The following is a 19,375-nucleotide window of genomic DNA, read 5'->3' on the forward strand; positions in this document are numbered from 1 at the left end:
GGCCAGGGGCCTTCCGGCCGGGCAATGCAGCTGCACACTGCGCCCGGACCCGGAGGGCCCCGTTTTCTTGACCCGGTAAAACAGAATGATCCGACGATTCTTGCGGTTCGGTGGCGACTCGGCGATACTTGCACCCATGTCCCGCACGGACGATGTCGTCAACGGCATCAAACACATGATCCTCAACGGCGAACTCCAGCCCGGCGAGCGCCTGCCGGTCGAGAAGGAGCTCGCCGAGACCCTCGGCGTCTCCCGCGGCTCCCTCCGCGAAGGCGTGCGCGCCCTCTCGATCCTCGGCATCCTCAACTCCCGCCAGGGCGACGGCACCTACGTCACCGAGCTCGACGTCTCGCAGCTCCTCGCCCCCATGGGCTTCGTCGTCGACCTCCAGGGCGAGGGCCAGGCCCGCGAGGTGCACGCCATCCGCCGCCTCCTCGAGAGCGAGGCCGCCCGGCTCGCCGCCACCCGCATCACCGACGAAGCGCTCGCCGAGGCCCGGGCCCTGCTCGACGAGGCCGCCCGCATCCTCGACGAGACCCCGGACGAGCACGAGCGCATCATCGAGATCGACATCGCGTTCCACCGCATCATCGCCGCCCACACCGGCAACTCGGTGCTCACCGGCATGATCGAGGCGTTCGCGAGCCGCACCGTCCGCGCGCGGCTGTGGCGCAGCCTCCGCGAAGAGGGCATCGACCGGCGCACCCACGGCGAGCATTTCGCGATCCTGCGGGCCCTGTACTACCGCGAGCCGGACAACGCCCGCATCCGCATGGCCAACCACCTCTTGGGCGTCGAGGACTCCCTGCCGTTCCTGCCCCTGGACGACGACGAGACCCCGGAGACCCCCGAGGCTTAACCGGCCGTTGCGGCGCGGCTGGGTGCGGCACTGTTGTGTGCGGGACTGTTGCGGCGCACGATCTCCTCGATCCAGACCGGCGCGTACGGCGACGTGCAGTTCGGCGGAGTCGGGTAGTCCTTGAGCACCTGCAGCCGCTCGCCGATCGCGATGGCGCGCTCGCGCAGGTCCGCGTGCGCGATGCCGATCTGCGCGAGGCATTCGTTCATCGCCCACTGGAGGCGGTCGGGCGCGGCCTTCATCTCCGCCTCGATCACGTCGAGCAGCTCCGGCAGGTCCAAGCCCTCGGGCTGCTTCACGACCCGCGCGCTCGTGAGCGCCCAACCCGCGGAGGCCACCACCGGGTCCGGGTCGGCCATCCAAGCGAGGCGCAGCTCCTCGGCCTGCGGGTGCTTCTTGACCGCGTAGTTGACCAGCCAGTCGTGGACCTTCGGGGTCCGCGCCTCGCGGAGCATCGAGTCCAGCTCGTCGGGGTCGAACGCCTTCGGGCGGCAGACGAGCAGCGCGAGCAGCCGCGCGGCGGAGTCGCCGGTGCCCCACAACTCGCGGGCCAGGTCCTGCTGGGTCTTCAGCCGCTTCGCGACGGCGCGCAGCTTGGTCAGGTTCACGCCGTGGTCGTCCCCGTGCCGCTCGTTCACCGCGCGGATCTTCGTGTCCTCGAGGGCGGCCAGCTCGGCCATGACCTCGTCCTTCGTTTCCATCGCCGCCTCCTTTCCGCGTCGCAGTCTACGACCGAGGGCCGACACCGGCTTCGAGGACGGCCATGGCCGCGTTGTGCCCCGGAATCCCGCTCACCCCGCCGCCGCGCACCGCCCCGGCCCCGCAGAGGAAGACGTTCGCGTGCCCGGTCTCCACGCCCCACCGCCCGATCCCGCCCGTGCGGAACGGCCATGAGAGGTCGCGATGGAAGATGTTCCCGCCCGGCAGCCGCAGGTCGCGTTCGAGATCGAGCGGGGTCTTCGCCTCGATGCACGGCTCCCCGTTCCCGTCCACGGCCAGGCAGTCGGCCAGCGGCTCGTCGAGGTACCGGTCGAGCTGCGCCACGGTCGCCGCGAGCAGGGCGGACTTCTCATCCTCGGAGCCGTCGAAAAGCCTTGCGGGCGTGTGCAGCCCGAACAGCGTCAACGTCTGGTAGCCCGCGCGCACCAGCTCCTCGCCGAGGATCGACGGGTCCGAGAGCGAATGGCAGTAGATCTCCGAAGGCGGCCTCGCGGGGAGCCGCCCGGAGGCCGCCTCGGTGTACGCGGATTCGAGTTCTTCGAAGGACTCCGAGACGTGAAAGGTCCCGGCGAACGCCTCGCGCGGGTCCACCCCGGTGTCCCGCAGCCTCGGCAGCCGCTTGAGCAGCATGTTCACCTTGAGTTGCGCCCCTTCGGCATGCGCCGGGCGCTCCTCCCCCAGCAGGTCGGCCAGCGCCTCGGGCGAGGCGTTCACCAGAACATGCCGGGCCTCGACCGTCCCGCTCGCCGCCTCGTTGACGAAGGCCACCTCAGCGCGCGAACCATCCGTCGCGATCCTCGAAACCTCATGCCCGGTGAGGATCTCCGCGCCCGCCGCGCGGGCCGCGTTCGCAAGCTCGTCGGTGAAGGCGCCCATCCCGCCGACGGGCACGTCCCAGTCCCCCGTGCCGCCGCCGATCACGTGGTAGAGGAAGCACCGGTTCTGCCGCAGGTCCTCGGCCCATGCCGAACTGAACGTCCCGATGAGCCCGTCGGTGAGCACGACCCCGCGCACGAGGTCGTCGGCGAAGGTCTGCTCGATCGTCTCCCCTAGGGGCTGTTGGAAGAACATGTCCCAGATCCGGTCGTCCCCGATGCGCTCCCGCAGTTCCTCCTCGGTGGGCAGCGGCTCGGTGAGCGTCGGGAACACCCGCTCGGCGACGTGCGCGGCCTTCCCGTAGAAGTCCTGCCACGCCTCGAACTCGCTCTCGGACCCGGTGAGCCGCGCGAACGCCTCTCTGGTCCGGCCCGCGTCGCGCGTGACGAGCAGGCCGGTCGAACGCCCGCCGCGCTCGGTCGGCGTGTACGACGAGACGCTGCGCTTGCGCACCTCGAACCGCAGCCCGAGATCGTCGACGATCTTGCGCGGCAGCAGGCTCACCAGGTACGAGTACCGCGACAGCCGGGCGTCCACCCCCGGAAACGCCGGCGCGGAGATCGCCGCTCCCCCGGTGTGCCCCAGCCGCTCCAGCACCAGCACCCGCTTCCCCGCCCGGGCGAGATAGGCCGCCGAGACCAGGCCGTTGTGGCCGCCGCCGACGATCACGGCGTCATAGGACTTGTGCTGAGGCATGCCCATTCCTAACACGCCGCGGCCGGTCGTGTCGTTGCCGAACCGTGACTCGGGCGTGGCCGGGTTGTTTCCGGGCGGTCGTAGATTCTCGGTTAATCGATTAACAACTTCTTGCGAATACGCCTTAGTATTTTGGTTAATCGATTAACTGATGAAGGGAAGTCAACGGTGACGAAGCAGCCCCGATTGGCCGATGTCGCAAAGGCGGCCGGTGTTTCCACGGCGACGGCCTCTATGGCGCTCAACGAGACCGGGGGTCGGCGCATCGGCCCCGAGACCCGGGAGCGGGTGCGTGCGGCGGCCGCCGAGCTGGGGTACCGGCCGAACACGGTGGCACGGGGGCTGCGGACGCGGCGCACCCAGATGATCGGGTTCGTCGGGGACGACGTGGCCACGACTCCCTTTGCGGGCCAGATGATCCGGGGCGCGCACGACGCGGCCCGGGAGGCCGGGTTCCTGCTCCTCATGATCGACACCTCGGGCGACAAGGCCGAGACCGAGGAGGCGATCGGGGCCCTGCAGGAGCGCCAGATCGACGGGATCCTGCTCGCGACCATGTACCACCAAGTGGTGGAGGTGCCGGCCGTGATCGGTTCCACCCCTTGCGTACTGCTCGACGCCCGGACCGCAGACGGCTCGGCGTCGTCGGTGGTCCCCGACGAGCGCGGCGGGACCCTCGGGGTCCTCGCGGAGCTCACCGGGGCCGGGCACACCCGCATCGGGCACATCACGACCACTGAGGACGTGGAAGCCCGCGCGATCCGCCTCGCGACCTGGCGCGAGCGCGTCGCCGCCAACGGCCTCGACCCCGATGACCTGCTCATCGAGATCGACCAGGCGACGACCCGGCCCGCGCACGAGGGCGCGCTGCGCCTGCTCTCGCGGCCCGACCGGCCCACCGCCGTCTTCTGCTTCAACGACCGGGTCGCGATGGGCGTCTACCGCGCCGCGGCCGAGCTGGGGCTCAGCGTCCCCGAAGACCTCTCCGTCGTCTCCTACGACGACCAGGAACTCATCGCCCCCGAGCTACAGCCCGGACTCACCTCGGCCGCACTGCCCCACTACCAGATGGGGCGCTGGGCGGTCGTGGAGCTGCTGCGCCGCCTCGACGACCCCGAGACCGCGCCCGTCCAGCACCTCATGCCCTGCCCCGTCGCCAAGCGCGACTCCGTCTCCCCGCCCAGGTGAGGCCCCGGCACACCCCGAACCTCTTCTGCCCGAATCACATTGGAGTGAGCACCATGCAACGACGCCACCTCATCAAACTCGCCGCCGCCTCGGGCGGCGCCGCCATCGCCGGGCCCGCCCTGGCCGCGTGCACCGCCTCCAGCGCCTCCGACGGCGAGCTGGTCCTCTGGAGCCACAACGCCGGCAGCCCGCTGGAGATCGCGGTCACCGAGGACATCATCAAGGCGTTCAACGAGTCCCAGGACGGCGTGAAGGCCACATTGGAGCCCTTCCCGCAGGACGTCTACAACGACACAGTGAACGCCGCCGCGCTCTCCGGCGACCTCCCCGATCTGCTCACTGTGGACGGCCCGAACGTCCCGAACTGGGCCTGGGCCGGGCACCTGCAGCCGCTCGAGGTGCCCAAGGAGATCACCGGGAAGTTCCTGCCTTCGACGCTCGGCGTCTTCCAGGACCAGCTCTACTCCGTGGGCCACTGGGAGGCCGCCTGCTCGGTCTTCGCCCGCCAGTCGGTGCTCGAGACCGCCGGCGTCCGCATCCCGACAATCGAGTCCCCTTGGAGCCGTGAGGAGTTCGACGACGCCCTCACCGCCGTCACCGGCAAGGCCGGGTACCAGTACGCGATCGACTTCTCCACCGCCGACACCGGCGAGTGGTACCCGTACGCGTTCTCGCCCTTCCTGCAGAGCTTCGGCGGCGACCTCATCGACCGCTCGAGCTACCTGAAGTCCGACGGCGTCCTCAACGGCCCCGAAGCCCTCGCGTGGGGCCAGTGGTTCCAGGGCCTGTTCACCGCGAACCTCGCCAACCCCGAGTCCCCCGGCGGCGCCGAGGACTTCATGCAGGGCAAGGCCGCCATGGCCTTCCACGGCAACTGGGGCGCCCTCCCGGCCATGGACCTGTACGACGACATGCTGTTCCTGCCGCCGCCGGACTTCGGCAACGGCCCCAAGATCGGCGGCGGCTCCTGGCAGTGGGCCGTCACCGCGACCGCCGACAAGGCCGGGGCCAACTCGTGGCTGGAGACCGCGCTCTCGGATGAGTACGTGGCCGAGTACGCCAACCAGACCGGCCTCATCCCCGCCACCGACGCCGCCGCGGAGCTCACCGAGCACTACGGCACGGACGGCAAGCTGCGCATGATGGTCGAGTACTCCAAGGCCTACGCGACCCTCCGCCCCGAGACCCCCGCGTACACCGTGATCGCCTCCGTCTTCGGCCAGTACACGGGCGACATCATCCACGGCGGCGACGTGCAGACCGCCCTGGACGCGGCCGTCGCCGAGATCGACGCGGACATCGACGCGAACTCCGGGTACGGGTTCTAGCAGTGGTCGCCACCGCCGAGAGGGCCGCCGTCAAGGCGGCGGCCCCGCCGCCGAAGCGCAAGCGCCGCAGCCACTCCCGCGCCGAGCAGCGCGCGGGCGCCGTGTTCGCGGTGCCCGGGATCGTGCTCCTCCTCGTGTTCGTGATCGGGCCTGCACTCGTGTCCCTGGTCCTCGCGTTCACCAACGCCCGCCTCATCTCGCCGACCCCGCCCGAGTTCGTGGGCCTCGAGAACTTCCAGCGGGCCTTCACCGACGACGCGACCTTCCACCGCTCGCTGCTGAACACGCTCCTGTTCGCGGTCATCGTGGTCCCGCTCCAAGGCGGGCTCGGGCTCGTCCTCGCGCTCCTGGTGAACCAGAAGCTCGCAGGCCGCAACGTCTTCCGCACCATCTTCTTCCTGCCCGTGATCACCTCGATGGTGGTCGTGAGCCTCCTGTGGCGCTTCCTCTACCAAGAGGACGGCCTCATCAACGCCTCCCTCTCGATGCTCACCGGCGGCGCCTGGGCCGGGCAGGCCTGGCTCGCCGACCCCTCGACCGCCATGGGCGCCATCGTGGTCATGAGCGTCTGGCAGGGCGTGGGCTTCCACATGATCATCTGGCTCGCCGGCCTCCAGACCATCCCCGAAGAGGTCTACGAAGCCGGCGCGCTCGACGGCTGCACGCCCCGCCAGCGCTTCTGGCACCTGACGCTGCCGCTCCTCAAGCCCACGTTCGTGTTCGTGCTCATCACCATCACGATCGCGGCGATGAGCCTGTTCGTGCAGGTCAACATCATGACGAACGGCGGCCCAGTGGGCTCGACAAGCACCATCGTGCTGCAGATCGTCCAGAAGGGATTCCAGCAGCAGCAGATGGGCTACGGCGCCGCGCTCTCACTGATCTTCTTCTGCATCGTGCTCACGCTCGCGCTCGTGCAGCGCCGCCTGACGAGGGACAAGGACTGTTGACTTCTTCCGCTCTCCGAAGAGACGGGATGCCGCCTATCACTAGGAGGAGTTTCCTGTTTCATAGACAGTTGCCCGCGCGCCTATCGGCGTTTGGGTCTGACACCGTCTCCGCAGGCTGCAACGGCCAGCCCGGCCGCCAAAATGTTCTTGGCCGCGTTCACGTCGCGGTCCTCGGCATGCCCGCATTCGGGACAGGTGAAGGTCCGGGCCGCAAGCGGCATCTTGCTCTTAAGGGTGCCGCAGGCCGAACACGTCCGCGACGACGGGAAGAACCGGTCGATAACGACCAGTTCCCGTCCGTACCAATCGGCCTTGTACTCCAACAAACGCCGGAACGTGCTCCAGGAGGCATCCGCAATCGCGCGGGCAAGTGTGTGGTTTCCCAGCATCCCCCGCACGTGCAAGTCCTCGACGCAGATCGTTTGGTTTTCGCGAACCAGTCGAGTCGTGAGCTTGTGCAGGACATCGTGACGCCGGTCAGTGACACGCGCGTGTGTGCGAGCGAGCCGAACTTGGGCTTTGCGGTAGTTGGTAGAGCCTTTCTGCTTGCGCGACAGGTCTTGCTGCCGCTGTTTGATGCGGGCCCGGTCACGGCGCTCATGGCGCGGGTTGATGATCTGTTCACCGGTGGACATGGTCAAGAGGGCGGTGAGACCGGCGTCGATGCCGATCGCATTGTCCCGCTTGGGCAAGGTGGGGATGTCCTGTTTGACCAGGAGGGACACGAACCAGCGCCCGGCCGCGTCGCGTGTCACGGTTACCGTCGAAGGATCTGCTCCGTACGGCAGTTCACGCGACCAGCGGATCGCCAGCGGCGCATCGTGCTTGGCGAGCTTCAGCTCGCCTCCTCTGAAGGTGAACCCGGACTTGGTGTACTCGGCCGAACCAGTCAGGTGTCGCTTCTGCTTGAAACGCGAGTAGGCGGTGCGTCCGTCGAAGAATCCGGTGTAGGCCTTCTGGAGATGCCTGAGCGCTTGCTGCAGCGGAACCGAAGACACCTCGTTGAGGAAAGCGAGATCGGAGCGGCGTTTCCATGCGGTGAGCAACGCCGAGGTCTGGACGTAGTTGACCCGCTCCTTGCGCCGATATCAGGCTTTCTGGCGGGCATCAAGGGCCTTGTTGTAGACCAGGCGGGCACACCCAAACGTCCGAGCCAGGTTCGCGGCCTGGGCCGGCGTCGGGTAACAGCGGAACCGGAATGCCCGGTGCCTCACTGCGATGGTCACAGCTCAAATTCTATCCATGTAGTAGTTCAACCGAGAGGAGGGTGCGGTTTCCTCCCTAAACGGAGAGGGTTAACACCGCACAGACTCAGATGACCACCATCTCAGGAGCCCGCAAGCGTTGGACGTACGTCCCGATGACCGTGCTCGCGGCCTTCTTCCTCTTCCCGATCGTCTTCATGCTCGCCGCGAGCCTCAAGACCGACCACCAGATCTTCGCGGACATGAACTCCTTCAAGGCGTTCCTGCCCGTGGGCGACCTCTCGCTCGAGAACTACGCGGCCGTGTTCGACCGGGTCCCGTTCTGGCGCTTCCTCGGGAACACGCTGTTCGTCACCTTCATGGTCACCGCCCTCGGCCTGGTCGTGAACTCGATGTGCGGCTACGCGCTGGCCCGGATGCGCTGGAAGGGCCGCGGCCTGGTCTTCGGCCTGGTCATCGCCACGCTCATCCTGCCGTTCGACACCACGATCGTGCCGATGGTGTACCTGGTCTCGAAGCTGCCCTGGGTCGGCTTCGACGGGCTCACGCCGATCCTGGAGTTCGGGTGGCTCAACACGTACCGGGTGCAGATCGTGCCGTTCATCGTGAACGCCTTCTCGATCTTCCTGTTCGCGCAGTACTTCAAGTCCCTCCCCAAGGGACTCGAGGAGGCGGCCGCGATCGACGGGGCCGGGTGGCTGCGCACGTACTGGCGCATCATCGTGCCGCTCTCCAAGCCCGTGTTCGCGACGGTCGCGATCCTGACCGTGGTCACCTCCCCCGCGACCTGGAACGCGTACCTGTGGCCGCTCATGACGGTGCAGAGCGAGGAGCTGCGGCCGGTCATGGTCGGCGTGCAGTACTTCTTCCAGCTCGACACCGCCTGGGGCGAGGTGATGGCGTACATCGCCATGATCACCGTGCCGATGGTGGTCGTGTTCCTCGTCTTCCAGCGCGCGTTCATCCAGTCCATCGCCTCTGCGGGCATGAAGGACTGAACTCCCCCACTCTCTAGATAGGACGATAATGCTGAACCTCGCCGACCACTGGGTCTGGGATTCCTGGTACGCGACCGACGACGACGGGCGGCACCACGTGTTCTTCCTCCGCGCCTCCCGGGCGCTCCAGGAGGAGGGCCGCCGCCACCACCGGGCCACCATCGGCCACGCCGTCTCCGCGGACCTCAAGGACTGGACCCTCCTGCCGGACGCGCTGGTCTTCGCCGACTCGCCGGCCTGGGACGACCAGGCCACCTGGACCGGCTCGATCGTGCGTGAGGACTCGGGCCGGTGGCGCATGTTCTACACCGGCGTCTCCCGCTCCGAGGGCGGGAACGTGCAGCGCATCGGCTCGGCCGTCTCCGACGACCTCCTGGTGTGGCACCGCGAGCCCGGCCCGCAGGTCGAGGCCGACCCGCGCTTCTACGAGAAGTTCTCCCCCGAGTCCGACTGGTTCGACGAGGCCTGCCGCGACCCCTGGGTGGTGCGCGCCGACGACGGCTGGCACATGCTCTTCACCGCGAGAGTCGAAGGGCCCGAACCGACCCGCGAACGCGGCGTCGTCGGCCACGCGAGGTCGCAGGATCTGGTCGACTGGGAGGTCCTGCCGCCTCTGAGCCGCCCGGACGTGCTCGGGTTCGGCCAGATCGAGGTCACCCAGCTCCACAAAGTGGACGGCCAGTGGCTGCTGCTGTTCTGCTGCGGCAAGGGCGAGGCCTCCGACGCCCGCCGGGCGCTTGACGAGACCGGCGACAACTACGTGGTGCCCGTCGACGACCCCTTCGGCGGATTCGACGGGACCTCCTTCGACATTGCCAAGGCACGGCCGTTCGAGCATGAGAGCCTGTACGCGGCGAGACTGCACGATGTCGACGGCCAGACCGTCATCATCGGCTTCCGCAACATCGAGGACGGCGGGTTCGTGGGCGAGCTCGCGGACCCGATCCCGGTCCGCTGGGACGGAGAGAGGCTGGTGCGCACATGCTGAGCTTTCCCAGGATCGCCGTGGTCGGCGAGGCCCTGATCGATCTCGAGGTCGGCCACGGGGACGCCCGGCATCCGGTCGCGCACCCCGGCGGCAGCCCGATGAACGTCGCGGTCACCTTGGGCCGCTTGGGTTCTGAGGTCGCCTTCCTGGGCCGACTCTCCGCAGACGCCTTCGGGAAGCTGCTGCGCACGCACCTGGCCGAGTCCGATGTGAACCTGCGCTGGATCGTCGACGCGGACGAGCCGACCAGCCTCGCGATCGTGTCCGTCGCCCCGAGCGGGTCGGCGAGCTACGCGTTCCACGTTGCCGGGACCGCCGACTGGCAGTGGCAGGACGCCGAACTGCCCCACAATCCCGGTCTCGACGCGGTGCACGCGGGGTCGCTGGCAATCGCCGTCGAGCCTGGTGGGCCGGTGGTCGAGCGGTGGCTCGCGGACCTCGGCAAGACCACGACGATCAGCCTGGACCCGAACGTGCGCCCAGCCCTGCTCGGCGACCGGGACGCATACCGCGAGCGACTGGAGCGGTGGCTCGCGTTCGCGGCGATCGTGAAGGTCTCGGATGAGGATCTGGAATGGATCTGGCCCGGGGCCGACCCGGCCGAGCTGGCCGCGGACTGGATCGCGAAGGGCCGCAAGCTGGTCATCGTGACGCGCGGCGGCGACGGCTCGCTGGTGTGGGCCGGGGGCGAAGCGTTCGCGGTGCCGGCTGCGAAGGCCGACATGGTCGACACGGTCGGCGCGGGCGACTCCTTCAGCGGGGCACTGCTCGACTGGCTGGACCGCAACGGGCGCTTGCGCCGCGAGGACTTGGACCGGCTGACCGCTGCCGAAGCGCGCGATGCGGTCGCCTTCGCCTCGAAAGTCGCGGCGGTGACCTGCTCCCGAGCGGGCGCGAACCCGCCTTGGCGGAACGAACTCGTGTGAGCGGCGGGCGCCGTCCTGGGCGGTTCGCCCTCTCCGCGAGAACACCCGAGAAGGCCGGGACCTCGTGCTCACCGAGGCGGCACCGCACTCCGTGCGCCATCGTTATATGACGGTGATCTCCTGCGCGACAGGCAACAGCCGCCGCGGCGGCTGGCGTCTCGTACCGGAACAGGCGAGTTGTTCCGGTACCTACGAGATTTCAGGAGTTGCGATATGTCGCACGCCAAGATCAAGATGCTGCTGGGCCGCGCCCTCCGGGGAGCGGCGTACGGGTTCGTCGCGACGAGCGCGGTCGTCGCGCTCAGTGTCGCTCCGGCACAGGCCGACGAGGAGGCCGACGCGGGCACTTGCGCCGGGGGCCGGTTCTGCATGTGGGAGGACTCGAGCTTCTCCGGCAGCCGGTACGCGAACTGGGCGCCGACCGGCACCGGCCAGAAGTACCAGCTCGACGGCTGGGACGGCGACAACGAGATCACCTCGCTCATGAACAGCACCCGCTACATGATCCGGGTCTACGCCAACGACGACTATTCCGGCGAGTCCCACTGCGTCGCCCCCGGGTCCTCGGTGCGCAACCTCAAGGACTGGGACTTCAACGACGATATCGAAAGCGCCAAGACCGTCTCCGCCTGCTAGGTGAGGAGCGAGCGGGCCGCCTTCGGGCGGCCCGTTTTCGATCTCAGCACGAATTAACCTACCGCTTAACCTATTTATCCATTGATTTAACTATTTTAACTCTTTAGCGTGGTTCGCATCCCATCCGAACCCTTTGGAGTCCAACATGATCCGCACGTCAAGGAAGACGATGCTCCGCGCACTCGGCCTCGGCACTGCCACCGCCGTCGTCGGTCTGCCCTCCACCGCCACCGCGAAATCAGCGCACGGCCAAGGGCAGGGCCAGAACCAGGCCGCCGCCGTCGCCTCGAAGCGACCCGTCTACCACTTCGCCACCCCCGACGGCTGGAAGAACGACCCCCAGCGACCCATCTGGCTCGGCGGCGAATACCTGTACTACTACCTCTACAACGCCGACTACGGCGACGCCGCCGAAGGCACCGCCTGGCGGCTCGCCACCAGCACCGACAACCTGGTCTACCAGGACGGCGGCGTCGCGATCCCCAAGGACGCCAACGCGGACGGCGACGTCTGGTCCGGCAGCGCCGTCGTCGACACCGACAACACCGCCGGCTTCGGCGCCGGAGCGGTCGTCGTCCTCGCCACCCAGGAGGACCACAACGCCCCCGCCGGCGCCGCGCAGGCCCAGTTCCTCTGGTACTCAACGGACGACGGCCGCACCTTCACCGCCCTCCCCGGCGGGCCGGTGCTGGCCAACCCGGGCGGCCGCGACTTCCGCGACCCCAAGGTGTTCTGGGACGACGAGCGCTCGCGCTGGGCCATGGCCCTCGCCGAGGGCAACAAGATCGGCTTCTACCACTCCCCCGATCTGAAAACCTGGACCTACACGGGCGGCTTCATCAAGGACGGCCTCGGCGCGCTCGAATGCCCGGACCTGTTCTGGATCGACTCCGACACCGGGCCCGGCCGATGGGTGCTCGGATTGAGCGCCAACGGGAAGGGCTCGGGACTGCCCGCCACGTACGCGTACTGGACCGGCGACTTCGACGGCGCGAACTTCACCCCCGACCGGGCCGAACCGCGCTGGCTCGACCACGGATGGGACTGGTACGGGGCCGTCACCTGGGAGAAGGTCGCCGATGGGCAGGCGGACCCGAAGACGCGTTACGCGAGGGCCTGGATGAACTTCTGGGACTACCCGCACGAGACGCCCACCTGGGAGAGCGACGGCTTCAACGGCACCGACTCGATCACCCGCGAGATCAGCCTCAAGTACTACAGCGCCACTGACTGCGCCCTCGTGTCCAAGCCGGTGGCGGCCTTGGACAACCGAGTCGCCGAGCGGATCGAGCTCGGGGATCTCACCGTGGACGGCCGCCTCGAACTCGACGCCACCGGCCTCGCATACGAGATCCGCACCTCGATCTCGTGGACCTCACTGCGCAACGTCGGCATGCAGCTCGCGCTCTCGAACTGGGGCTCAAGGCACATCGACGTCGGCGTCTACAACGACTTCACGTACGTCAACCGCGCCGGCACCTGGAACCCCGACCGCTCGGCGAGGTGGCTCGAGAGCCGCACCCCGCATGACCCGGCCAGGACGAGTGTTGACCTGCGGATCCTATTGGACCGCACCAGCATCGAAGTGTTCGTGGATGATGGAAGGTACGTGCACTCAAGCCTGGTCTTCCCCGAGGGCGGGGACGAGCGGATCGCGCTCTACACCGACGGAGGCCCGGCCGTCTTCGGCGACTTCACGGTCACCAAGTTCCGCCCGATTTAAGCGCCTTCGGCACCAGGGCCGGGCGAGCGATGCGCCCGGCTCTGGGGGAACGAACTGCTCTGAACAGACGTTCCAGCGGGGCACAGCTTCGAGTGCCTGAGCCCGGTCCCGTTTCGGTCCGACCTCACCCATCGCCGACGGTTCAGTGGAGACAGGTGGTCGAGGCCGGAATCGGCCCTGCCCAACCCCATCAGCGACAGAACAGCGGTGACGGTGTTCGGGGCCCGACCTCCGGGGCCGACGAAGATTCGGTTCAGACTCACCCCATCAGCGACGGTGGAGCGAGGATCGTCTCCGAGGTCGAGTTCCCGAGGCGGCGTCGTTCGCCGCTCCGGGCCGGGGAGCGGCGAAGACGGTCCTGGTGGTCTTCGATGGCACCGCTCGGTGGCCTTCTCCTCGGTCCGCGATCGGTCAGCCGCCATGACCGTGTCCGCCCGGCGGTGGCCGGTCTGGCCGACGCCGGTCACGCACCCGCACCACACGACGTCCTGATCGGTTCGCCCGCAGACGTATTCAGATCGCATGGCCAGCATCGTCTGTGAACCTCGCATCACATTCACCTCCTTCCGTGCTTCCTCGTTCTCGGTCGTCGCACATCACTTGCAGTGCCGTGCACCTTCGGTCGGGTGCCCATCACCAGCGGTCTCGCCGTCTGGCCGACCCGAGCCGCCTATCCGACCGGCCCGGTCGCCTATCTCCCTCTCCTTCTTTCTATCCCCCTCCTGTGCGCACACTGGCGCCGGGAAGGAAGTAGTGGCTGTTGTCTTGCGTGCCTTGCGTTTCTGACGTGGACTGCAGCCGGGTCCTCTAATGCCCGGCTGGCCCCGCCTGTCGCGCGGCGGACTTGCCTCGAATGTGTCTCGTTCAGAACACTGCCGCTGATCGAGGTGATCCCGACCAACGATCTCCCGCCCAGTACGACCCATCAAGGGGCCGTAGTCAGCTGCGGAACGCGATAGCACGAGAGGATGAGATCGGACGCCCCCAACAGGAGGAGAACCCTGACTTACCGGGTCGTCGCCTCGGAATCAGTCCGGTTTGCGAGAGGCCAGAGGCTTGGCTCAGTCTGCTTGCACCTACTCAACACCTGTACGTTTTCCCTGTCCTTGTACGTACCTCAAGTATCCTTCGCCCCGCACCGAGCGTCATCACCCACAAGATGCGAAAGGCTTCACGTTCCGCCCGACCTCGGCCGGAACCCATTGCGGCCCAAGGCAAACCTCGGCGTCCCTCACTGTGACCGCGAGGTTGACTACGCCGCCCCACCACACTCCGCCGTCGCCGCCATCTTGAACGCCGAACACTGCGACCGCAAAGCCGATACGCAAGGACACGGTCACCAGAGGCGCACGGTCGCCTCCACCGATCAGCTCTCGAAGGCTCCCGTCAAGCCTGTACCCGCCCCAGGCAAGTTCTCATTCACAGTATATCTTTGCGTGAATACACGAAATTATGTACTGTCATGTTCGTGGAAACTCTGACCTATGGACAGGTCCTGGCCCGCTTCGGCCATGCGCTGTCCGACCCCGTCCGCTCCCGCCTGCTGCTCGCACTGCGGGAGGCGCCGGGCTACCCGGCCGATCTGGCCGACCTCCTGGGCGTCTCCCGCCAGCGCCTCTCGAACCACCTTGCGTGCCTTCGAGGCTGCGGTCTCGTCGTCGCCATGCCCGAGGGCCGGCGTACCCGGTACGAACTGGCCGACCCGGGCCTGGCCCACGCCCTGGGCGACCTACTGAACATCGCGCTCACGGTCGACCCGGCCGCGTGCGACGCGACCGACGAGCAGGGGTGCTGCTGATGGCCTCCGCGCAGGTACTCACCGTCGAGCGACGCGACCGGCTCACCCTCATCGTGCGACTCCTCGTCGCGGCGACCATCACCTACAACATCGTCGAAGCGGTCGTCGCCATCAGCGCGGGCACCATCGCCTCTTCCACGGCTCTCATCGGGTTCGGTCTCGACTCGATCGTTGAAGTCGCTTCGGCCGCAGCCGTGGCCTGGCAGTTCTCCGCCGCCACCCACGAGAAGCGGGAAGCGCGCGAGAAGGTCGCGTTGAAGCTCATCGCGATCGCCTTCTTCGCTCTCGCCGCCTACGTCACGGTCGAGTCGGTCCGCGCCCTCATCGGCGCCGAGGCCGCCGAGCACTCCACAGTCGGCATCGTCCTCGCAGCGGTGTCGCTCGCGGTAATGCCCGCGCTGTCCCTGGCGCAGCGCCGGGCCGGAAGGGAACTCGGTTCGGCCTCTGCCGTTGCGGATTCGAAGCAGACGATGCTCTGTACTTACCTGTCGGCGGTCCTGCTGGTCGGCCTCGTGGTCAACAGCGTCTTCGGGTGGTGGTGGGCCGACCCCGCCGCGGCCCTGGTCATCGCCGCGTTGGCGGTCAAGGAGGGCCGCGAAGCGTGGAAGGGCGACAACTGCTGTGCCCCAGTCGGACTCACCCTGGCGGACCAGAGCGGCAAGGACGAGGACTGCGACGACGGCTGCTGCTCTCCCGCCGCAGACTCGCCAACGATGATCACGATCATGAAGGCCTCCAAGCCATCTCGCACCGATGCCTAGCCGTCGTCGGCATTCTCGGCAGTGGTGGGAGGGGCATCGGCGAGCGCGGCAGCCCACCGCCGCGACCACTCGATGACGGGATCGAGGGACTTGCGGGCGTCGTGGCCGAGCGTGGTGAGGGCGTAGGTGCCGTCACTCCGCACCTCGGCGAGCCGAGCCTCTTGAAGCTCGGTGAGCCGTTGCCGCAGGACGCTTGACGACATGTCGTCGCAGCGCCGCTGCAGCAGCCGGAATCCGAGCGGCTCGTTCCCAAGCTCCCAGATGATGCGCAGCGTCCAGCGGCGCCCGAACAGGTCCAGTGCCGCCATCAGCGATCGGCCCGTGGTGGAACCGCGGACCGGTCGGCCCGGCATGGGCGTCGTGCTCATGGCTCTCCGTCGACTCTTGCGCTTCGAATTCCGAAGCTGTAGTGTCGCACATCGCGACAGTGCTTCGGAATTCGAAGCACGCATCCCGACATTGGAGGCTCCATGCGCAAGGGCTACTGGGTCAGCGTCTACCCCACTATCGATGACCCTGCGAGGCTTGAGGTCTACAACGAACTGGCAGGTCGAGCCGTCAAGGCCGCAAACGGACGGGTGCTCGCCAGCGTCGGCGGCCGGGTCGAAGCCCACGAAGCCGGAATCGCTGAGCGCGTCGTGCTGATCGAGTTCGACAGCTTCGAACAAGCGGTCGCCGCGCGCGCGAGCGCGGCCTACCAGGAGGCATTGGCCGAACTCCCCGACGGCTTCGAGCGCGACTTCCGCATCGTTGAAGGCCGCGACTGACCGAGGTCCAGTCGGACCTCCACTGAGGTTTCAGTGAGCCGGTGCCCGGAGCGCCAAGCACTCCGGGCCCCGCCTGGCGCACGATAAGGTGACCGCGTGAGCAGTCTCGAGGTGCGCCAGGGTCGAAGACGGTCTCGGGAAGGAATCCCCAAGGAGCGCCGACGCATACGCGCCAGGCGATCGCATCGATCAGCGTCCGCCGCGACCTGGTGATCGGCCGCCCCGTCGCTGCTGGGGCGGCAGCCATCGGCGCAAGCGCCGCCACTGGCATCGGTGAGCGCGGCACCGAGACCGGCCTCCAGTATTGAGTTTCGTTGCGACACAACAAAACTACCTGGAGGCTCACTCAGTTCTCAAACACTGCCTAGCAACCAGGGCCGGGCGCATCGCGCCCGGCTCTGGTCTTTGCGTTTGAGGGTGTGCAGCCGCAGGCTGCCGTGCGGAGCAGACCGGTGAAGTCAGCGGCCTTCAGGTCAAAGACCGGGGAGACGTCACCGAGCTTGCTGTCCCGCACCGAAGTCAGCCGCGAAGGCGCGGGCTTCGACGCATTTGGAGTCGGTATTACCGCTGCTCCGGCTGGACTTGCGCCAGCGCGAGACTCGGACCTCGACACGGAGTCCGCCTGGCCGCTGCTCTGGCAAGTAACACCGACTCGCGTCCTGGCGGCCGATTCGACCGAGTGAACCTTTGCAACAGTTCGAGATCTCTTGCGGGACGACGCTCAGTGGTATCGGGCGCCAGCCACCATGCTGGTGCCCGATCAGCGGGCGGTCGTGGCCGTTCCCTTGCCGCCCAAGGGGGAGCGTCGCGCGATGACTTTTCGGTGGCGAATCCTCCAGCCTCCTTCATTGCGCACGATCGCGTCCTCGTAAGTCACGGTGCCGGTCGTGCCGTCGGTGTTGACGCCGATCCCCTTCGAGAGGGCGTGCACCTGCCCCGCGGTGGTCTCGGTGAGCACGATGTTGGTGACATGGTGCCCCAGCGGGTTGCCCTCGCCGAGCGCAAGTGCCGCCTCGCGGCAGGCTGCGAGCCCTTCGAGCGGCGCCGATCCGAGGTCGGTCACGTCGTAGACAGCGTCGGTGGTGAGCACCTCGTCGAGCCGGTCGAGCTCGCCGGCGTCGATCAAGTGGCCGTGCATCGCCAGCAGCTCGGTGATGGCTGCGCGGTCGTCGGCGGTGATGGTCATGCCAGTCCTCATTTCCAAAGGTCAGCAGGGTTTCTCGCACCAAGTGCAGCATCCGGGGACTTCCCCGTTTCGATGATCCTACAATATACGGGGACATCCCCGCTTATGTGATGGGAGTGATCGGATGGCACCCAGGGCCGACGGCGTCAAGAACGCCGCCCTGCTGCTCGCCGCGGCTCGAGAACTGTTCGAGGAGCACGGCCCGGATGCCGCGTTGGACCAGATCGCGCGGCGGGCCGGAGTCGGCAACGCTACGCTCTACCGGCACTTCCCCACTCGCGCCGACCTCCTCATCGCCGTCTACGAAGACGACGTCGCGGCGTTGTGCGCCAAGGGTGAGTCGCTTCTGTCCGAGCCCTCGGCGACCGAAGCCCTGTTCGCGTGGCTGGACCTTCTCGCCACCCACATCGCGACCAAACGTGCCCTGGCCTTCACCGGGACCGAGCGCCGACCCGAGCATCGCACCGCATTGTTCGACCGCTGGCACGACTCGATCCGTGCCACTGCCGAGCGACTGTTGGACCGCGCGCGCGACACCGACGCGCTGCGACCCGATTTCACCGTCGGCGACATACTCACACTGACCAGCGCTGCCGCCTCAGCGGCCACCGATGCCGACCATGCACTCCATCTGGTACGCATCATCTGCCACGGAATGGAAGCAGACGGCCAGGCACAATGATCAGGGCCAGGCGCGCGATGCGCCCGGCCCTGGTCTTTGCGTTTGCGGGTGTTCAGTCGCGGGCTGCCGTGCGGAGCAGACCGGTGAAGTCGGAGGCCTTCAGGTCGAAGACCGGGGAGGTGTCACCGAGCTTGCTGTCCCGCACCTGGAAGTCAGCCGCGACGGCCCGAGCTTCGACGCATTCGGTGTCGGCCGCTCCGCTGCTACGGCTCGACTTTCGCCACGGTGCCTCGTTCACAGCGTGATCTCCTTGATCGGCCTGTACTGGCCCTCGCCCGCGGCAATGCTGTACCGGTAGTAACTCACGGACTCTTCCGCCTCAAAGTAGATCATCCCGTTGCCAGCCTCAACGCAAACGATATCCGGGAAGTTCTCGTCTGCGAAGCTCAGCATCGCGAAGGGGACGTTGAGCAGTGGCGATGGGCCGTATTCGAACGGCAGGTAGTTGACCGTCGCATAGGGGAGGGCATCTGCCGCGATCAGTCTGTCGATCTGCTCCTCATCCCCGGCGAATCGTACGACCGCCTCGCTGATAAGGAACTTGTAGGTTCGGCCGCCTCCCCCTCCCCAGAACGACTGCTGCCCTTTAAGGCGAAGATCGACTTGTCTGTCGACGCCCGCTTCATCGAGCCCCGGATTGCCGGAGAAGACCCTGCGCGCATAGCGCTCAGTTTGGAGCTTTCCGGGTACGTAGGTCGTCTCGAACCGGAACACCTCGCAAGCCTCGAGCTCAAGCTCTTGATATGCGTTGTAGCCGAAGGGGCCTTTCCCCCAGGGCTGCGACCAGGTTGTGCCTTCCCGAAGCTCCCAGAGTCGTTGAAGCTCGAATTTTTCCTCTGCAGGAATCTTGTACAGGTCACACAGCGCCCCGATGACCGGATAGGTCAAGCCGGTTGCCTCACCGCCCTCCAGGCGCTGGAGCGATCTTGTGGATCCGACGATCGCGGTGATCCTCTCGTGCCGCATCGGCAACCCCGCCTGCTCTCGCTTCATGCGGAGCCTGCGTCCGATGAGCTTGCGGCGTACCGAAGTTCGGCGTGGTGCATTCGTTGCCATCCACTCAGTAAAACAAACAACACCTGATCCGC

The 19,375-nt window shown here is 67.4% G+C and carries 20 protein-coding genes and 1 pseudogene; 13 read left to right on the plus strand and 8 right to left on the minus strand.

Features of this window, described 5'->3' with window-relative positions; translation table 11 throughout:
• Positions 1–136: 136 nt before the first annotated feature.
• Positions 137–859 (plus strand): FadR/GntR family transcriptional regulator, encoded by a 723-nt coding sequence (locus tag O2L01_RS03005; RefSeq protein WP_270120287.1) that lies wholly within the window; start codon positions 137–139, stop codon positions 857–859.
• On the opposite strand, the gene O2L01_RS03010 is transcribed toward O2L01_RS03005, so the two are convergent.
• Together O2L01_RS03010 and O2L01_RS03015 are read right to left on the minus strand one after the other, a co-directional pair.
• The gene (locus O2L01_RS03010; RefSeq protein ID WP_270120288.1) at positions 856–1,560 is read right to left on the minus strand and encodes a DNA alkylation repair protein; all 705 of its coding nucleotides are present in this window, start codon (positions 1,558–1,560) and stop codon (positions 856–858) included. The two genes, O2L01_RS03005 and O2L01_RS03010, sit on opposite strands and share 4 nt — an antisense overlap.
• Before the next feature lie 25 nt (positions 1,561–1,585).
• Positions 1,586–3,151 (minus strand): phytoene desaturase family protein, encoded by a 1,566-nt coding sequence (locus tag O2L01_RS03015; RefSeq protein ID WP_270120289.1) that lies wholly within the window; start codon positions 3,149–3,151, stop codon positions 1,586–1,588.
• Positions 3,152–3,319: 168 nt separating this feature from the next.
• On the opposite strand from O2L01_RS03015, the gene O2L01_RS03020 reads away from it, so the two are divergent.
• Genes O2L01_RS03020 through O2L01_RS03030 form a run of 3 tightly spaced genes read left to right on the plus strand, consistent with a single transcriptional unit; the run spans position 3,320 to position 6,617 of the window.
• Entirely contained in the window at positions 3,320–4,339 is a 1,020-nt protein-coding gene (locus tag O2L01_RS03020; protein WP_270120290.1) for a LacI family DNA-binding transcriptional regulator, read from the plus strand.
• A gap of 53 nt (positions 4,340–4,392) precedes the next feature.
• Positions 4,393–5,667, plus strand: a complete 1,275-nt coding sequence (locus O2L01_RS03025) for an extracellular solute-binding protein (protein ID WP_270120291.1) — start codon at positions 4,393–4,395, stop codon at positions 5,665–5,667.
• A gap of 2 nt (positions 5,668–5,669) precedes the next feature.
• The gene (locus tag O2L01_RS03030; protein WP_270120292.1) at positions 5,670–6,617 is read left to right on the plus strand and encodes a carbohydrate ABC transporter permease; all 948 of its coding nucleotides are present in this window, start codon (positions 5,670–5,672) and stop codon (positions 6,615–6,617) included.
• Positions 6,618–6,697: 80 nt separating this feature from the next.
• On the opposite strand, the pseudogene O2L01_RS03035 reads toward O2L01_RS03030, so the two are convergent.
• Positions 6,698–7,837 (minus strand): annotated as a pseudogene (locus O2L01_RS03035) (RNA-guided endonuclease InsQ/TnpB family protein).
• 95 nt (positions 7,838–7,932) lie between these two features.
• On the opposite strand from O2L01_RS03035, the gene O2L01_RS03040 reads away from it, so the two are divergent.
• The 7 genes from O2L01_RS03040 to O2L01_RS03070 all read left to right on the plus strand — a co-directional run bounded on the left by O2L01_RS03040 (position 7,933) and on the right by O2L01_RS03070 (position 15,652).
• Complete coding sequence (locus O2L01_RS03040; RefSeq protein WP_270120293.1) at positions 7,933–8,820, plus strand: carbohydrate ABC transporter permease; 888 nt, start codon at positions 7,933–7,935, stop codon at positions 8,818–8,820.
• Positions 8,821–8,848: 28 nt separating this feature from the next.
• A complete protein-coding gene (locus O2L01_RS03045; protein ID WP_270120294.1) occupies positions 8,849–9,808 on the plus strand; it encodes a glycoside hydrolase family protein in 960 nt (319 codons plus the stop codon).
• Complete coding sequence (locus O2L01_RS03050; protein WP_270120295.1) at positions 9,802–10,734, plus strand: carbohydrate kinase family protein; 933 nt, start codon at positions 9,802–9,804, stop codon at positions 10,732–10,734. Before O2L01_RS03045 ends, O2L01_RS03050 begins: the two co-directional genes overlap by 7 nt.
• A 213-nt stretch (positions 10,735–10,947) precedes the next feature.
• Entirely contained in the window at positions 10,948–11,370 is a 423-nt protein-coding gene (locus O2L01_RS03055; RefSeq protein ID WP_270120296.1) for a peptidase inhibitor family I36 protein, read from the plus strand.
• A gap of 145 nt (positions 11,371–11,515) precedes the next feature.
• On the plus strand, positions 11,516–13,093 hold the full coding sequence (locus tag O2L01_RS03060; protein WP_270120297.1) for a glycoside hydrolase family 32 protein: 1,578 nt from the start codon (positions 11,516–11,518) through the stop codon (positions 13,091–13,093).
• Positions 13,094–14,555: 1,462 nt separating this feature from the next.
• On the plus strand, positions 14,556–14,891 hold the full coding sequence (locus O2L01_RS03065; protein ID WP_344468924.1) for an ArsR/SmtB family transcription factor: 336 nt from the start codon (positions 14,556–14,558) through the stop codon (positions 14,889–14,891).
• Entirely contained in the window at positions 14,891–15,652 is a 762-nt protein-coding gene (locus O2L01_RS03070) for a cation efflux transmembrane domain-containing protein (RefSeq protein WP_270120300.1), read from the plus strand. The genes O2L01_RS03065 and O2L01_RS03070 overlap by 1 nt, the downstream gene beginning before the upstream one ends.
• On the opposite strand, the gene O2L01_RS03075 is transcribed toward O2L01_RS03070, so the two are convergent.
• Positions 15,649–16,020, minus strand: coding sequence for a winged helix-turn-helix transcriptional regulator (locus O2L01_RS03075; protein ID WP_270120301.1), 372 nt, complete (start codon positions 16,018–16,020; stop codon positions 15,649–15,651). The genes O2L01_RS03070 and O2L01_RS03075 overlap by 4 nt on opposite strands.
• A 102-nt stretch (positions 16,021–16,122) precedes the next feature.
• Between O2L01_RS03075 and O2L01_RS03080 the strand changes: the two genes are divergently transcribed.
• Positions 16,123–16,419, plus strand: a complete 297-nt coding sequence (locus O2L01_RS03080; RefSeq protein WP_270120302.1) for a DUF1330 domain-containing protein — start codon at positions 16,123–16,125, stop codon at positions 16,417–16,419.
• 491 nt (positions 16,420–16,910) lie between these two features.
• Here the strand turns inward: O2L01_RS03080 and O2L01_RS25615 are convergent, their stop codons facing one another.
• The gene (locus O2L01_RS25615; RefSeq protein ID WP_374727650.1) at positions 16,911–17,060 is read right to left on the minus strand and encodes a DUF397 domain-containing protein; all 150 of its coding nucleotides are present in this window, start codon (positions 17,058–17,060) and stop codon (positions 16,911–16,913) included.
• A gap of 119 nt (positions 17,061–17,179) precedes the next feature.
• Positions 17,180–17,605 carry a nuclear transport factor 2 family protein gene (locus tag O2L01_RS03085; protein ID WP_270120303.1) on the minus strand — a complete coding sequence of 142 codons (426 nt, stop codon included), beginning with the start codon at positions 17,603–17,605 and terminating at the stop codon, positions 17,180–17,182.
• A gap of 124 nt (positions 17,606–17,729) precedes the next feature.
• Between O2L01_RS03085 and O2L01_RS03090 the strand changes: the two genes are divergently transcribed.
• Positions 17,730–18,287: a TetR/AcrR family transcriptional regulator gene (locus tag O2L01_RS03090; protein WP_270120304.1), complete on the plus strand. Its 558-nt coding sequence runs from the start codon at positions 17,730–17,732 to the stop codon at positions 18,285–18,287.
• Positions 18,288–18,339: 52 nt separating this feature from the next.
• Here O2L01_RS03090 and O2L01_RS03095 read toward each other — a convergent pair whose 3' ends face one another.
• A complete protein-coding gene (locus tag O2L01_RS03095; protein WP_270120306.1) occupies positions 18,340–18,525 on the minus strand; it encodes a DUF397 domain-containing protein in 186 nt (61 codons plus the stop codon).
• Positions 18,522–19,280: a helix-turn-helix domain-containing protein gene (locus tag O2L01_RS03100; RefSeq protein ID WP_270120307.1), complete on the minus strand. Its 759-nt coding sequence runs from the start codon at positions 19,278–19,280 to the stop codon at positions 18,522–18,524. Before O2L01_RS03100 ends, O2L01_RS03095 begins: the two co-directional genes overlap by 4 nt.
• Positions 19,281–19,375 lie beyond the last annotated feature (95 nt).

The organism is Glycomyces lechevalierae (genome assembly GCF_027622945.1).
Lineage (GTDB): Bacteria > Actinomycetota > Actinomycetes > Mycobacteriales > Micromonosporaceae > Glycomyces > Glycomyces rutgersensis.